13 protein-coding genes are annotated in these 14,132 nt (G+C 62.0%); 5 read left to right on the top strand and 8 right to left on the bottom strand.

The window, feature by feature from the left end; genetic code table 11:
- Nucleotides 1-92 precede the first annotated feature (92 nt).
- Nucleotides 93-2,348: a TonB-dependent siderophore receptor gene (locus PFZ56_RS10165; protein ID WP_170001159.1), complete on the bottom strand. Its 2,256-nt coding sequence runs from the start codon at nucleotides 2,346-2,348 to the stop codon at nucleotides 93-95.
- Between the two features lie 207 nt (nucleotides 2,349-2,555).
- Here PFZ56_RS10165 and PFZ56_RS10170 point away from each other — a divergent pair, with 207 nt between their 5' ends.
- The 3 genes from PFZ56_RS10170 to PFZ56_RS10180 are packed head-to-tail and all read left to right on the top strand — an operon-like array spanning nucleotide 2,556 to nucleotide 4,240.
- Nucleotides 2,556-3,236 carry a Fe2+-dependent dioxygenase gene (locus PFZ56_RS10170; RefSeq protein WP_060842472.1) on the top strand — a complete coding sequence of 227 codons (681 nt, stop codon included), beginning with the start codon at nucleotides 2,556-2,558 and terminating at the stop codon, nucleotides 3,234-3,236.
- A gap of 3 nt (nucleotides 3,237-3,239) precedes the next feature.
- Entirely contained in the window at nucleotides 3,240-4,025 is a 786-nt protein-coding gene (locus PFZ56_RS10175) for a tetratricopeptide repeat protein (protein ID WP_170001158.1), read from the top strand.
- A gap of 26 nt (nucleotides 4,026-4,051) precedes the next feature.
- Nucleotides 4,052-4,240, top strand: coding sequence for a hypothetical protein (locus PFZ56_RS10180; protein ID WP_102878347.1), 189 nt, complete (start codon nucleotides 4,052-4,054; stop codon nucleotides 4,238-4,240).
- A 51-nt stretch (nucleotides 4,241-4,291) separates the two neighbouring features.
- Here PFZ56_RS10180 and PFZ56_RS10185 read toward each other — a convergent pair whose 3' ends face one another.
- The 5 genes from PFZ56_RS10185 to PFZ56_RS10205 all read right to left on the bottom strand — a co-directional run bounded on the left by PFZ56_RS10185 (nucleotide 4,292) and on the right by PFZ56_RS10205 (nucleotide 9,570).
- Nucleotides 4,292-5,455, bottom strand: a complete 1,164-nt coding sequence (locus PFZ56_RS10185; protein ID WP_102861110.1) for a type III PLP-dependent enzyme — start codon at nucleotides 5,453-5,455, stop codon at nucleotides 4,292-4,294.
- Nucleotides 5,456-6,109: 654 nt separating this feature from the next.
- Complete coding sequence (locus PFZ56_RS10190) at nucleotides 6,110-7,267, bottom strand: betaine/proline/choline family ABC transporter ATP-binding protein (protein WP_102861111.1); 1,158 nt, start codon at nucleotides 7,265-7,267, stop codon at nucleotides 6,110-6,112.
- The gene (locus tag PFZ56_RS10195) at nucleotides 7,264-7,917 is read right to left on the bottom strand and encodes an ABC transporter permease (protein WP_102861112.1); all 654 of its coding nucleotides are present in this window, start codon (nucleotides 7,915-7,917) and stop codon (nucleotides 7,264-7,266) included. Before PFZ56_RS10195 ends, PFZ56_RS10190 begins: the two co-directional genes overlap by 4 nt.
- 15 nt (nucleotides 7,918-7,932) lie before the next feature.
- Entirely contained in the window at nucleotides 7,933-8,829 is an 897-nt protein-coding gene (locus PFZ56_RS10200) for a glycine betaine ABC transporter substrate-binding protein (RefSeq protein WP_110653061.1), read from the bottom strand.
- A gap of 24 nt (nucleotides 8,830-8,853) precedes the next feature.
- On the bottom strand, nucleotides 8,854-9,570 hold the full coding sequence (locus PFZ56_RS10205) for an ABC transporter permease (protein WP_102878350.1): 717 nt from the start codon (nucleotides 9,568-9,570) through the stop codon (nucleotides 8,854-8,856).
- A gap of 349 nt (nucleotides 9,571-9,919) precedes the next feature.
- Here PFZ56_RS10205 and PFZ56_RS10210 point away from each other — a divergent pair, with 349 nt between their 5' ends.
- Both PFZ56_RS10210 and PFZ56_RS10215 read left to right on the top strand, forming a co-directional pair.
- Nucleotides 9,920-11,503 (top strand): peptide chain release factor 3, encoded by a 1,584-nt coding sequence (locus PFZ56_RS10210; protein ID WP_102878351.1) that lies wholly within the window; start codon nucleotides 9,920-9,922, stop codon nucleotides 11,501-11,503.
- A 335-nt stretch (nucleotides 11,504-11,838) separates the two neighbouring features.
- Nucleotides 11,839-12,084, top strand: a complete 246-nt coding sequence (locus tag PFZ56_RS10215) for a hypothetical protein (RefSeq protein WP_170001157.1) — start codon at nucleotides 11,839-11,841, stop codon at nucleotides 12,082-12,084.
- Between the two features lie 106 nt (nucleotides 12,085-12,190).
- Here the strand turns inward: PFZ56_RS10215 and PFZ56_RS10220 are convergent, their stop codons facing one another.
- The gene (locus tag PFZ56_RS10220) at nucleotides 12,191-13,162 is read right to left on the bottom strand and encodes a peptide ABC transporter ATP-binding protein (RefSeq protein WP_102861117.1); all 972 of its coding nucleotides are present in this window, start codon (nucleotides 13,160-13,162) and stop codon (nucleotides 12,191-12,193) included.
- The gene (locus tag PFZ56_RS10225) at nucleotides 13,162-14,130 is read right to left on the bottom strand and encodes an ABC transporter ATP-binding protein (protein WP_102861118.1); all 969 of its coding nucleotides are present in this window, start codon (nucleotides 14,128-14,130) and stop codon (nucleotides 13,162-13,164) included. The genes PFZ56_RS10220 and PFZ56_RS10225 overlap by 1 nt, the downstream gene beginning before the upstream one ends.
- Nucleotides 14,131-14,132: the final 2 nt, after the last annotated feature.

Here is a 14,132-nt window from a genome sequence, read left to right on the forward strand (position 1 = left end):
AAGCATTCTTTTTTACACGCAAAAGCCCCAGGCATTGCAATGCGTGGGGCTTGGCGGCCTGTGGCGGGGGCCACAGGCGGTCGGCTGCTGGGTCAGAAGTGGAAGTTGGCGCTCATCAGGGCGGTACGGCCGGCGGCTACGTGGGCGTAGTGGGTCTGGAACACCTGGTCGAAGTAACGCTTGTCGGTCAGGTTCTGCACGTTGAGCTGCAGGTCGACGTTCTTGGTCAGCTTGTAGCTGGCCATGGCGTCGTAGCGCCAGTAGGACGGGATCTCCACCGAGTTGGCGATGTTGCCGAACTGCGAATCGACGAAGGTGGCGCCGGCGCCGACAGTGAGGCGTTCCGGGATCAGGTCATAGGTCGACCACAGGGTGAAGTTGTTCCGTGGTGTGCTCGGGGTGTGGTTGCCCTCGTCCACCGCCAGGGTGGTTTTCACCACTTCGCTTTCCATGTAGGTGTAGCCGCCGTAGACCTTCCAGTTGCGGGTCAGCTTGCCGCTGTAGGTCAGTTCCAGGCCGTTGACCCGTTGTTCACCGTCCAGCACCTGGGTGGCGCCGCCATCCGGGTCGTTGATCCGCGCGTTGGTCTTCTCGGTGCGGAACAGGGCCGCGGTCAACGACAGATCGTCATCGAAGAAGTCCCACTTGGTGCCCACTTCGTAGTTGCGGTTCTTTTCCGGGTCCAGGCTGCTGTTGTTCGCGGCCAAGTCCAGGCCGCCGTTGCCGCTGGTCTCGCCCGCCGGGTTGCTGGAGGTGGAGTAGGCGGCGTAGACGCTGCCGTTGGGCAGTGGTTTGTAGACCACGCCAACCTGGTAGTTCCACAGCTGCGAGTTGTTCTCGCGGGCAAACTCACCCGCCGGGGCCCGAGTGGCGAAGCCGCTGGAACGAGTCTGGTAGTCGTCGAAACGCAGGCCCAGGTTCAGCGACCATTGTTCGTTGAACTTCAGGGTGTCGAACACATAGGCCGCAGCGGTCTTGGTGTCGGTGTCGGTGTAGGCCGCGCTGTCCTTGATGGTGCCGTTCCAGCCGGCGCCCGGCGTCGGGTTGTTGAGGCTGGTGCAGTCGCCGTTGGCGATCAGGGCCGCGTTACAGGTGCTGCCGTTGACCGCCGAGGTCACGTCGTAGGCACGGTTGTGGGTATCCACGTAGGAGAACTCGATACCGGTCACCAGGCTGTGCTCGATGAAACCGGTGTCGAACTTGGCGCTCAGGTCGGTCTGGTTGGTCCAGCCCTTGGAGGTCGAGTTGCGGCTTTTCGGGCTGCGGTAGACGGTGCCATTGGCCACGTTGCCACGGCTGTCATCCGGGTTGGTGACGATGTAGTCCAGGGTCGAGCGCGACAGGCGGAAGCTGTTGGACAGGGTCAGGTTGTCGTTCAGATCGTGTTCGATCTTGATCGTGCCGCTGTCTTCGCTGGTCTTGCGGTAGTCGCGGCCGGTGAGACCGTAGAAGTTGTCACGATTGACGCTGACCGGTTTGTCGACGTTGTACTTGCTGCGGCGAGTGCCGCTGTTGGTCAACGGGATGCCGTAGTCCGGGATGTCGTCAGTGTTGAGGTGGTAGTAGCCCACGGTGACCCGGGTGTCGGTACCCAGGCCGAACGCGAAGGAGGGCGCCACGCCCCAGCGGCTGACTTCCACGGCGTCGCGACCGGCCACGTTGGCCTCGTGCTTCATCAGGTTCAGGCGAAAGGCCGAACTGTCGGTCATCTGCTGGTTGAGGTCCAGGGTGGTGCGTTTGGTCTGGTCCGAGCCCCAGGTGAAACCACCGTTGTAGGAGTTGCCCAGCTTGGCGGTCTTGGACACCAGGTTCAGGCTGCCGCCGGTGGAACCGGCACCGGTAAAGGCCGAGCCAGGGCCCTTGCTGACTTCGATGGACTCGACGTTGAAGATCTCCCGGCTTTGCGAGGCAGGATCACGCATGCCGTCGATGAACACGTCGCTTTCGGCGTTGAAGCCGCGAATGATCGGGCGGTCACCGGCCGGGTTGCCGCCCTCACCGGCACCAAAGGTAATCCCGGGTGTGGTGCGCAGGGCATCCACCAGGCTGGTGGCAGCAGTGTCGCGCATCACTTGCTGGGGAATCACCGTCACGCTTTTCGGCGTTTCCCGCAATGGTGCTGTGTATTTTTTCGAGGAGGAGGAGTCGACCTTGTAAGACGTCTGCTCCTGGGCCTCACCAGTAATGCTGGTGGCATCCAGGGCAATGGCCTTGCCCGCTGTCTTTTGCTGGGTGTCTTGCGCGGCCTGGACCATATGGCCCGCGGAGCCGGCGGTAATCGCCACGCCAATGGCGGAGGCCAGCAGGCGTGGTGAACTGACAGCAGATGGTGGTTGTTGGCGTGACATGGTGGTTCCCCTCCCCAAGGATTTGAGGTCGCGGAATATAGGGGAAAGAAACAATCGTTATCAATTGCGAAACGTTACTATTCGCACTGAATTTACAATCTTTACAATTTATCCTTACGGTTTTTGCGCGCTCATTCGTTACCGGGTTTTACACAGTCAATAAGAATCAATATCATTGACGGCCTTTCGCTGCTCAGGTACCTGCCCATGTTGCTGCACATCCCCGGCGTGTTCACCCGTGATGAAGTGGGGCGCATCCGCGAAGCCCTGGAGCAGGCGGACTGGGCGGATGGCAAGATCACCGCCGGTTACCAGTCGGCCAAGGCCAAGCACAACCTGCAGTTGCCCGAAGGGCATCCGCTGGCCCAGGAGATCGGCGCGGCAATGCTCGATCGCCTGTGGCAGAACCCGCTGTTCATGTCCGCCGCCTTGCCGCACAAGGTGTTCCCGCCGCTGATCAACTGCTACACCGCCGGCGGCAGTTTCGACTTCCATATCGACAACGCTGTACGCCAGCCCAAGGGCAGCGCGGAGCGGGTGCGTACCGATCTGTCATCGACCCTGTTCTTCAGCGACCCCGAGGATTACGACGGCGGCGAGCTGGAGATCCAGGACACCTACGGCCTGCAGCGGGTCAAGCTGCCGGCGGGGGACATGGTGCTGTACCCCGGCACCAGCCTGCACAAGGTCAACCCGGTGACCCGCGGCGCTCGCTATGCCTCCTTCTTCTGGACCCAGAGCCTGGTGCGCGAAGACAGTCAGCGCGCCTTGCTGTTCGAGATGGACGGAGCGATCCAGGAACTGACCCGGGATGTGCCCGAGCATCCTTCGCTGATCCGCCTGACCGGCACTTATCACAACCTGCTGCGGCGCTGGGTCGAGGTGTAGGCGGTGACTGTTCAACTTCGCCGCGAGGAAGTCCTCGACGGCGCGCAACTGAGCGCCATGCTCCAACAGAGTCCGGCCCGTGCGGCCCAGGCGATATTGGTGGCGGCCCGAGAGGGTCTGGTGGAGGCCCAGGCGCTGCTGGGACAGATCCTCCTCGACGGCCACGGCATCCAGCAGGATCAACCCCTGGCCTTGCGCTGGTTCGAAATCGCCGCGCGACGTGGGCACCTGATGGCGCGCAACATGCTCGGCCGCTGCCATGAACATGGCTGGGGTTGCCCGGCGAATGCCGCCCGCGCTGCTGGACACTACCGATTGGCCGCCGAAGCGGGGCTGGATTGGGGGCTGTACAACTACGCCAACCTCTTGGCCACCGGTCGTGGCGTGGCGCAGAACCACGCTCTGGCACTGGCTTGCTACCGCCGCGCGGCGGAGCTGGGGCATGCCAAATCGATGAACCTGCTGGGGCGTTACCTGGAGGAAGGGCTGGTGTGTCCGGCCGACCCGCAAGCGGCCCACGAATGGTATCGACGCTCGGCCGAAGGCGGGGATTTCCGTGGACAGTTCAGCTATGCGGCGGTGCTGGCCGATGCCGGTCGTATCGACGAAGCCGTGGATTGGCTGCAGCAGGCCCTGGCGGGCGGCAACCTGAATTTCCTGCGGGTGGCTTGCGCTGCGTTGCTCAATGCCACGCATCCAAAGATTCGCGAACTGGCCCAGGCCTATCAGCGGCGCGCAGCGCAATTGGCGGATGAACGGGATGGCGAGCAGCTTGCAGACTTGGCCTGAGTGGGGATGACGCAAGGAAAAGTCTCATGAGTGATTCCCAGGTCTCTTTTGGCCTGCCGTCTTTCAATGTCGCCACTCGCAGGACACTGGAAGCAATGGCCGATGTCGATTGCGCAAGAGTGATCGACCATCAGCAAGTCGTGGCGTGGGCTGCGAGCTTGAGTCAGCCTTGTCCTTTGCCAAAGCCGCCGCCACAAAAAGCCAAAAGCCCATGACAGGTCATGGGCTTTTTCTTGCAGCTTGTCGCTAGCAGCTAGCCACTGTCCTTATAGGTAAAACGCCTTCAGCGGCGGAAAGCCGTTGAATTCCACCGCGCTGTAGCTGGTGGTGTAGGCGCCGGTGGACAGCCAGTACAGGCGGTCGCCGATGGCCAGGTTCAGCGGCAGGCCGTACTTGTAGTTCTCGTACATGATGTCGGCGCTGTCGCAGGTCGGGCCGGCGATCACCACTTCTTCCACTTCACCTTTCTTCTCGGTCCAGATCGGGAACTTGATGGACTCGTCCATGGTTTCGATCAGGCCGGAGAATTTGCCCACGTCGGTGTAGACCCAGCGCTCCACGGCGGTGCGGGATTTACGCGCCACCAGCACCACTTCGCTGACCAGGATGCCGGCGTTGGCAATCAGCGAACGGCCAGGCTCGAGGATGATTTCCGGCAGCTCGTCGCCGAAGTCTTCCTTGAGGAAGCGGATGATTTCCTCGGCGTAGGTTTCCAGGCTGTTGGTACGGGTGATGTAGTTGGCCGGGAAGCCACCGCCCATGTTGATCAGTTTGAGCTCGATGCCGTCTTCTTCCTTCAGGCGTTCGAAGATCACTTTGACCTTGGCGATCGCCGCGTCCCAGACGCTGATGTCGCGCTGTTGCGAACCCACGTGGAACGACACGCCGTAAGGCACCAGGCCCAGGTCGCGGGCGAGGATCAGCAGGTCCATGGCCATGTCGGTCTGGCAGCCGAATTTGCGCGACAGTGGCCAGTCGGCGGTGGTGGAGCCTTCGGTGAGGATGCGCACATAGACTTTCGAACCCGGGGCGGCCTTGGCGATGTTGCGCAGGTCGGCTTCGGAGTCGGTGGCATACAGACGCACGCCCTTCTCATAGAAGTAGCGGATGTCCTTGGATTTCTTGATGGTGTTGCCGTAGCTGATGTTGGCCGGGTTGACGCCGCGGCCCAGCACTTTGTCCAGCTCGTAGATCGAGGCGATGTCGAAGCTGGAGCCTTTTTCGTGCAGCAGGTCGATGATCTCGGCGGCCGGGTTGGCCTTGACCGCGTAGTAGACCTTGGCGAATTCGAAACCGGCGCGCAGGTCGTCATAGGCCTGGGCGATCATCTGGGTGTCGATGACCACGAACGGGGTTTCTTGCTGGTCGGCGAAGGCCTTCATTTTTTGAAAGGTTTCGCGCGCGAAATAGTCTTCGACGTTAATCGACATGCGTTGGGAGCTCCTACTGGCAAACGTTAGAAATCAATGGGTGCAAATCAGAACGTCCTCCGTATCCCCACTTTGGTTCGCCTACTTCCCAAGGCATGTCGCCGAAAGCAAAAAGGCCATGGGAAAGTTTCCCTTGGCCTTGCTGTCTCGTCGTCAGTACTTGAGCCGGATGGATCGTTTCCAGCATGGACGTTCGGCGCGAACTTTAGGTGGTGAGGGGCCTGAGATCAACAAAAAATGTCGCGTTTTTGCACTTGTCTGACGTGCGTAAACGACACCTCTCTTTGTAGCCGACACAGATGACGGACAGATGTTCCCGAAGATTTTCCAGGTGTTAAAAATACCTGCACGTTCGACGCTTTTGCGCGCCAAGTGTCTGGAAAGTATGAAGGCGTCAACATCGGCGACGTTAGCGACGAGAGGCTGATCAGAGGGGGATCTTGGCTGTTTCGGAAGGTGCTGCCGGACGGCGTTCGCGGGGGCGGCTGTTGATATTTTTTTCCGCCATGTCAGTGGGCCGAAAAACCAGCGGCGAGGGCGCTTGCTCCCGGTGAACTGCGCAGCAGTTCCACTCTTTTTGGCAAAGAGGGGCCGCTTCACGGCCCAGGTGCAGCAAGCGCCCTCGCCACAGGTTCGTTGTTGGCTATTTATTGATCAGGCGACCACTGCCTCAGCCGGCGAGACGATGTTGGTCTTCATCCCCCGCGAACGCCCGGAGCTCAGGTAGGCCGCAATGGATTCCTGGGTCACCTCACCGAGAAATACCCGCTCGGCATCCAGCACCGGCAGCCACGAACGGTTGAACTCGTACATGCGCGACAGAAGAATCCGCAGGTGTTCGTCGTAGGCGGCGGTGGCGTTGAACTCCCGCAGGAACTGGGCACAGGTGCCGGTCTGACGGTGCAGGTCGCGACGGCGTACATAACCCAGGGCCTTGTTCTCGGCGCAGGTCACCACCACGTAGCGGCGGTCGTGTTCGTCCATCAGGTCCAGGGCCTCGGCTACCGGGGTTTCCGGGCTCACCGACGGTGCGTTGTCCGCGGCGTCTTCGGCCTTCACCAGCAGCAGGCGTTTCAAGGTGCTGTCCTGGCCGACGAAGTTGCTGACGAAGTCGTCCGCCGGGTGGGCGAGCAAGGTGTCCGGGTGATCGATCTGCAGCAGCTTGCCGGCGCGGAAGATGGCGATCTTGTCACCCAGCTTGATGGCTTCGTCGATGTCGTGGCTGACCATGATCACGGTCTTGTTCAGCGCTCGCTGCATCTCGAAGAACTCGTTCTGGATCATCTCGCGGTTGATCGGGTCCACCGCGCCGAAGGGTTCGTCCATCAGCAGCAGCGGCGCATCCGCCGCCAGGGCGCGGATCACCCCGATGCGCTGTTGCTGGCCACCGGACAGCTCACGTGGATACCGATGCAGGTACTGCTTGGGTTCGAGCTTGATCATGCTCATCAGCTCACGGGCGCGATCGTGGCATTTCTGCTTGTCCCAGCCCAGCAGCTTGGGCACCACCACGATGTTTTCCTCGATGGTCATGTTGGGGAACAGGCCGATCTGCTGGATCACATAGCCGATGTTGCGGCGCAGGGTGACTTCGTCGAGGTCGGTGGTGTCTTCGCCGTTGATCAGGATCTTGCCCGAGGTGGGCTTGATCAGGCGGTTGATCATCTTCAGCGTGGTGCTTTTGCCGCAGCCCGAAGGGCCGAGGAATACGCAAATTTCGCCTTCATTGACGGTCAGGCTTACGGAGTCAACGGCGGTGATGGTCTTGCCGTTGCTTTGGAAGGTCTTGGTCAGCTTTTGAAGTTCGATCATTTGAGCAGTCCTTTTGGTGTCAGCGAGCGTTGCAGCCATTGCAGAAGCAGGTCGGCGAAGATGGCCAGGAGACTGACCAGTAGCGCGCCGACGATCAGCATCGACATGTCGCTGCGGCTGATGGAAGCAAGAATGAGTACGCCCAGGCCGCCGGCGCCAATGGTGGCGGCGATGGTCATGACGCCGATGTTCATCACCACGGCGGTGCGCACCCCGGCGAGGATCACCGGCACCGCGATCGGCAGTTCGACCATGCGCAGGCGCTGGCCGAAGGTCATGCCGATGCCGCGGGCGGCTTCGCGGATGCCCGGCTCGACGCCGGTCAGCGCCAGGTAGGTGTTGCGCATGATCGGCAGCAGGGAATAGAGGAACACCGCCGTGATGGCCGGCAGCGGCCCCAGGCCCTGGCCGAACTTGGAGTAGAACGGCAGCAGCAGGCCGAACAGGGCGATGGAAGGGATGGTCAGCAGCACGGTGGCGCTGGCCTGCAACGGGCCGGCCAGGGTCGGGAAGCGGGTCATCAGGATGCCCAGGGGCACACCGAAGACAATCGCCAGGGTCACGGCGATGCCCACCAGGGTGATGTGCTGCCAGGTCAGGTGCAGGACCTGGGCCCAATCGAGATGGGAAAAGGCGTTCAAGAATTCCATGTCTTCTCCTCTCTATTAGTGGTTGATCGGATGTTGGCGCAGGAAATCGGCGGCCACGGCGGATGGGCTTTCATGGTCGACGTCGACCCGCGCGTTCAGCTGGCGCATGGTTTCGTCGTCGAACAGCGCCGCCAGCGGCGTGAGGTCCGCCGCCAATTGCGGGTGGGCGTCGAGATACGCCTGACGCACCACGGGGGCTGCGGTGTAGTCCGGGAAGTAATGCTTGTCGTCTTGCAGCAGCTTGAGCTTGAAGGCGTTGAGCCGACCGTCGGTGGTGTAGACCAAACCGGCAAATACCTGGCCATTGCGCAAGGCGGTGTAGACCAGGCCGGCGTCCATTTGCCGGGTGTTCTTGCGGGTCAGGTTCATGTCGTACAGCTTGACCATGCCGGCCAGGCCGTCGGAGCGGTTGGCGAACTCGGTGTCCAGGGCCACCAGGCGGTTTTCCTTGGGGTTTTCGGCCAGGGCTCGGGTCAGGTCGCTGATGCTGTTGATCTGCGGATGTTCCTTGGCCACGTTCTCCGGCAGGGCCAGGGCGTAGGTATTGCTGAACTTGGACGGCGCCAACCAGACCAGGCCTTTTTTCGCGTCGAGTTCTTTGACTCGGGCGTAGGACTGCTGGCTGTCGAGTTTCTCGTCGATGTGGTTGTAGGCCACCAGCGAGACCCCGGTGTATTCCCAGATCAGGTCCAGCTGGCCGCTTTCCTGGGCGCTGCGCGCCAGGTTGCTGCCCAGGCCGCCGGTGACGCGGGTGTCGTAACCCTTGCTGCGCAGGTACTGGGAGGTGATTTCCGCCAGCAGGGTCTGTTCGGTGAAGACCCGGGCACCAATGCGGATCAGTGGTTTTTCCGCGGCTTGCACCCATCCAGCGAAAAGCAGGATGCAGCCGAGTATCAGGCTTGTTTTTTTCATGTTCATTCCTTGGCGCTTACGGACTTAGGACGGGCGCAGACCACGTTCCAGCCAGAGGCGGCTGGCCAGGGTGACCAGACCGTCGAGGAGCAAGGCCAGCAGCGCAGTGCAGGCGGCGCCGAGCAGCAATTGCGGCTGATTGTTCAGGGCGATGCCGGGGAAGATCAGGCTGCCCAGGCTGTTGGCGCCGATCAGGAAGGCCAGGGGCGCGGTGCCGACGTTGATCGCCAGGGCTACCCGCACGCCACCGATGATGATCGGCACGGCGTTGGGCAATTCGACTTTCCACAGCACCTGGCGCGGGGTCATGCCGATGCCGACGGCGGCTTCCTTGAGGGAACCCTGGACGTTTTTCAGGCCTTCGTAGGTGTTACGCACGATGGGCAGCAAGGAGGCGAGGAACAACGCGAAGATGGCCGGGCCACTGCCGATGCCGAGAATCCCCAGGGCGATGGCCAGGACGGCCAGAGGGGGGACGGTGTTACCGATGTTGAACACTTGCATGAAGCGTTCGGCGCGTCCGACCATGCTCGGGCGGCTGAGGAAGATGCCGGCGGGGATGCCCACGAGCAGTGCGGCGAGCATGGACGCCAGGACCAGGAACAGATGAGCTTGCAGGTAGAACAACAGATCGTCGCGGTAGTGTTCGATCGTCGTGATGCCGATCCAGTGGACCAGCAGGGCCAGGAGGGCGATGACCGCAGCGCCTCCTATCAGCCCTTTGCCATAGCGAATAGCCACAGGCGGACTCCTTTTTTCAGTCGGCGGGCACTTTCCCGTGTGGCAAGGCCATTCCTGGCTGCCGCGAAAGTACGCGCGAAAAGCAGCTCGTCGAGTGCCGGCAAAGCGGCGGGTGAACGAGCCATGAGCGCAGCTTCGTCAAGCTAACGTGCTGATATTTCAGCCCCTGACGACAGCGCGTGACAGGGGAGTGGACGTCTCCACGTTTTAAAAGGTTCCATACTTGGCAGCATTTAGCCACCGTTTATCTGCCGCGCGGTGGCCTGGGCGACGGGGGCAGCGGTGGCCCGCAAGGCTTTGTGTGGGCTATAATCTGCGCCCTTTTTTGATCACCACCAGGCGATTTCCCATGACCAACCAGGCCGCCGAAGTCGCGAAACGCCGCACTTTCGCCATTATTTCCCACCCGGATGCGGGTAAGACCACCATCACCGAAAAGCTCTTGCTGATGGGCAAGGCGATTGCGGTGGCGGGTACGGTCAAATCGCGTAAGTCCGATCGCCATGCCACTTCCGACTGGATGGAGATGGAGAAGCAGCGGGGTATTTCCATTACCACGTCGGTCATGCAGTTCCCCTATCGCGAACACATGATCAACCTGCTGGACACCCCGGGCCACGAAGACTTCTCGGAAGATACCTATCGCACCCTGACTGCCGTGGACTCGGCGCTGATGGTGCTCGACGGCGGTAAGGGCGTTGAGCCACGGACCATCGCCCTGATGGACGTCTGCCGCCTGCGGGATACGCCCATCGTCAGCTTCATCAACAAACTCGACCGCGATATTCGCGACCCGATCGAGCTGCTGGACGAAATCGAAGCGGTGCTGAAGATCAAGGCCGCGCCTATCACCTGGCCGATCGGTTGCTACCGCGACTTCAAGGGTGTGTACCACCTGGCGGGCGACTACATCATCGTCTACACCCCGGGCCACGGCCACGAACGTACCGAAACCAAGATCATCGAGAAACTCGACTCCGACGAAGCCCGTGCCCACCTGGGTGACGAGTACGAGCGTTTCATCGAGCAGTTGGAACTGGTGCAGGGTGCCTGCCACGAGTTCAACCAGCAGGAGTTCCTCGACGGCCAGTTGACCCCGGTGTTCTTCGGTACCGCCCTGGGCAACTTCGGTGTCGATCACGTACTCGATGCCGTGGTGGACTGGGCGCCGCTGCCGCTGGCTCGTGTTGCCAACGAGCGCAGCGTCGCGCCCCAGGAAGAGAAATTCAGCGGTTTCGTGTTCAAGATCCAGGCGAACATGGACCCCAAGCACCGCGACCGTATCGCCTTCATGCGCATCTGCTCGGGCAAGTACGAGAAGGGTATGAAGATGCGCCACGTGCGCACCGGCAAGGACGTGCGCATCGGCGACGCCCTGACCTTTTTCTCCTCCGAGCGTGAACAGCTGGAAGAAGCCTACGCTGGCGACATCATCGGCCTGCACAACCACGGCACCATCCAGATCGGCGACACCTTCACCGAAGGCGAGGCCCTGGGCTTCACCGGTATCCCGCACTTCGCCCCGGAACTCTTCCGCCGCGTGCGCCTGAAGGACCCGCTCAAGTCCAAGCAACTGCGCCAGGGCCTGCAACAGCTGGCCGAAGAAGGCGCGACCCAGGTGTTCTTCCCGGAGCGCAGCAACGACATCATCCTCGGCGCCGTGGGTGTGCTGCAGTTCGATGTGGTGGCCAGCCGCCTGAAGGAGGAATACAAGGTGGAGTGCTCCTATGAGCCGATCACCGTATGGTCCGCCCGCTGGATTGAGTGCAGCGACAAGAAGAAGCTGGAAGAATTTTCCAACAAGGCGGTGGAAAACCTGGCGTTGGACGGCGGTGGTCACCTGACCTACCTGGCGCCGACCCGGGTCAACCTGGCGCTGATGGAAGAGCGCTGGCCGGATGTGAAATTCCGCGCTACCCGCGAACATCACTAAGTTCGCCTGTAACACCCCAAGCCCCGCTGTGCAGACAGCGGGGCTTTTTGTTGCGCGCAGGATAGGCCTGCCGCCCCGTAGGAGCTGGCTTGCCAGCGAAGGCGGCGGACGCGGCGGTGCATGGTTTGCGGGCCTCTTCGCCGGCAAGCCGGCTCCTACGGGTTGTGCTGTATTTCAGGGAGCGCCGTTAGTCGGAAGGGCCTGGCAGGTTTGGCTGTCGATAGCCTTCTATCTGGAAAAGCCGGGATATCGGGACTAGGTTTCAGACAGTGCTGTGACCTGCGCAAGGTTGGGCGCAGCCTTTGATGATTCACCTGTGAAGGATGGAATCGGCTATGAATATTTTTCAACGCACGCTGTTGCTGATCAAAGTGCTGGTGATGCTGTCGCTCGGAACCTCGGCGGCCTGGGCTCACAATCTGCTGGAGGTCAAGGAGCCGGGCTTTTCGTCGACCATAGGCGAACCGGAACAGATGCTCGCCCAGTCCGAGTCGGAACCGGGGGATGAAGGGCAGGGGGGCAGTTCGGGCGATGACGATCAGACCACCGACGATGACGACGAGGGTGACAGCCAGAGCTAAAAGAAAACCCCTGGCCACGGACTGATGCGCAATCCATTGCCAGGGGCGAGTGGAACACTGTACAGGCGCTCCCGGAGTGTTTCGGGAGCGCCTTTTTCATGTCCGCTTAAACCACAAACTGCTCGGCGTAGTGGCAAGCCACCTGGCGGCTGTCGAGCTGGCGCAGGGCCGGCTCTTGCGTGCTGCAACGCTCGGTGGCGTAGGGGCAGCGCTTGTGGAAGGCACAGCCGGGTGGCGGGTTCAGCGGGTTGGGCAATTCGCCGACGATCTTGATCTTCGGCTTGTCCGGGTCCGGATGGATGGTTGGGGTCGCCGACAGCAGCGCCTGGGTGTAGGGATGCAGGGGGCGGGTGTAGATGTCCTCCTTGGGGCCCATTTCCACCGGCCGGCCGAGGTACATCACCAGCACCTGGTCGGCGACGTGACGCACCACCGCCAGGTTGTGGGAGATGAACACGTAGGCGGTGTTGAATTCCTGCTGCAGGTCCATGAACAGGTTCAGCACCTGGGCCTGGATCGACACGTCCAGGGCCGAGGTTGGCTCATCCGCCACCAACACCTTGGGTTGCAGCATCATCGCCCGGGCCAGGGCAATGCGCTGGCGCTGGCCGCCGGAGAACATATGCGGGTAGCGCTGGTAATGCTCGGGGCGCAGGCCCACCTGCTTCATCATCGCCTGGACTTTTTCCCGGCGTTCGGCGGCGGACAGCTTGGTGTTGATCAAGAGCGGCTCGGCCAGTTGATCGCCAATCTTCTGCCGTGGGTTGAGCGAGGCATAAGGGCTCTGGAACACCATCTGCACGTCTTTGCGCAGTTGCTTGCGCTGGGCCTTGTCGGCGCCGGCCACTTCCTGGCCGGCGATTTTCAGCGAGCCGGAAGAGGGTTCCTCGATCAGGGTCAGGGCCCGGGCCAGGGTGGACTTGCCGCAGCCGGACTCGCCGACCACGGCCAGGGTCTTGCCGGCTTCCAGTTCAAAGGACACGCCGTTGAGGGCACGCACGGTGGCATGGCCCTTGAACAGGCCACGGGACACTTCGTAGTGACGGGTCAGGTCGCGGGCGGTAAGAACGACGGCCATTACGCCACCTCCTGATTGAGCGGGTAGAAGCAGCGCACCAGGCTGGCGGCTTTCGGGTCGAGGCTGGGGCGTTGCTGACGGCAGTTGTCCTGAGCATAGGGACAGCGTGGCGACAGCAGGCAGCCTTGTGGGCGGTCATAACGCCCGGGGACGATACCCGGCAGGGTCGAGAGGCGGGTGGCGCCCAGGCTGTGCTCGGGAATTGCCGCCAGCAGCGCTTCGCTGTAAGGGTGCGCGGGGATGTCGAACAGCTGCGGCACCTGGCCGACTTCCACGGCTTGCCCGGCGTACATCACGCAGACGCGCTGGGCGGTTTCGGCCACCACGGCCAGGTCGTGGGTGATCAGCACCAGGCCCATGTTCTGCTCTTTCTGCAGGTTGAGCAGCAGGTCCATGATCTGCGCCTGGATGGTCACGTCCAGAGCGGTGGTGGGTTCGTCGGCGATCAGCAGCTTGGGTTCGCCGGCAATCGCCATGGCGATCGCCACCCGCTGGCTCATGCCGCCGGACAGCTGGTGCGGGTAGGCGTCCATGCGGCTGGCAGCGCCGGGAATCTCGACCTTTTCCAGCAGCTCGATGGCGCGCTTGCGCGCGGCCTTGGCGGACATCTTCAGGTGCAGGCGCAGCACTTCCTCGATCTGGAAGCCCACGGTGTAGCTGGGGTTGAGCGCGGTCATCGGGTCCTGGAAGACCATGGCCAGGTCCTTGCCGACGATTTGCCGGCGCTGACGGGCGCTGAGCTTGAGCATGTCGCGGCCGTCGAAGCTCAAGGCATCGGCGGTGACGATGCCCGGGTGCTCGATCAGCCCCATCAGCGCCATCATGGTCACCGATTTGCCGGAGCCGGACTCGCCGACGATGGCCAGCACTTCGCCCTTGTCGACCTTGAGGTCGAGACCGTCCACCACCGGCACCGCCGTGGCATCGCCGAAGCGTACGTTGAGATTCTTGATTTCTAGCAATGACATGG

The sequence above is a fragment of the Pseudomonas danubii genome (assembly GCF_042980055.1).
GTDB classification, from domain to species: Bacteria; Pseudomonadota; Gammaproteobacteria; order Pseudomonadales; family Pseudomonadaceae; genus Aquipseudomonas; species Aquipseudomonas danubii.

Coding starts and splice junctions, on each gene's coding strand:
- PFZ56_RS10165 (WP_170001159.1), bottom strand. CDS start 2,348: ATGTCACGCCAACAACCACCATCTGCTGTCAGTTCACCACGCCTGCTG.
- PFZ56_RS10170 (WP_060842472.1), top strand. CDS start 2,556: ATGTTGCTGCACATCCCCGGCGTGTTCACCCGTGATGAAGTGGGGCGC.
- PFZ56_RS10180 (WP_102878347.1), top strand. CDS start 4,052: ATGAGTGATTCCCAGGTCTCTTTTGGCCTGCCGTCTTTCAATGTCGCC.
- PFZ56_RS10185 (WP_102861110.1), bottom strand. CDS start 5,455: ATGTCGATTAACGTCGAAGACTATTTCGCGCGCGAAACCTTTCAAAAA.
- PFZ56_RS10190 (WP_102861111.1), bottom strand. CDS start 7,267: ATGATCGAACTTCAAAAGCTGACCAAGACCTTCCAAAGCAACGGCAAG.
- PFZ56_RS10195 (WP_102861112.1), bottom strand. CDS start 7,917: ATGGAATTCTTGAACGCCTTTTCCCATCTCGATTGGGCCCAGGTCCTG.
- PFZ56_RS10200 (WP_110653061.1), bottom strand. CDS start 8,829: ATGAAAAAAACAAGCCTGATACTCGGCTGCATCCTGCTTTTCGCTGGA.
- PFZ56_RS10210 (WP_102878351.1), top strand. CDS start 9,920: ATGACCAACCAGGCCGCCGAAGTCGCGAAACGCCGCACTTTCGCCATT.
- PFZ56_RS10215 (WP_170001157.1), top strand. CDS start 11,839: ATGAATATTTTTCAACGCACGCTGTTGCTGATCAAAGTGCTGGTGATG.
- PFZ56_RS10220 (WP_102861117.1), bottom strand. CDS start 13,162: ATGGCCGTCGTTCTTACCGCCCGCGACCTGACCCGTCACTACGAAGTG.
- PFZ56_RS10225 (WP_102861118.1), bottom strand. CDS start 14,130: ATGTCATTGCTAGAAATCAAGAATCTCAACGTACGCTTCGGCGATGCC.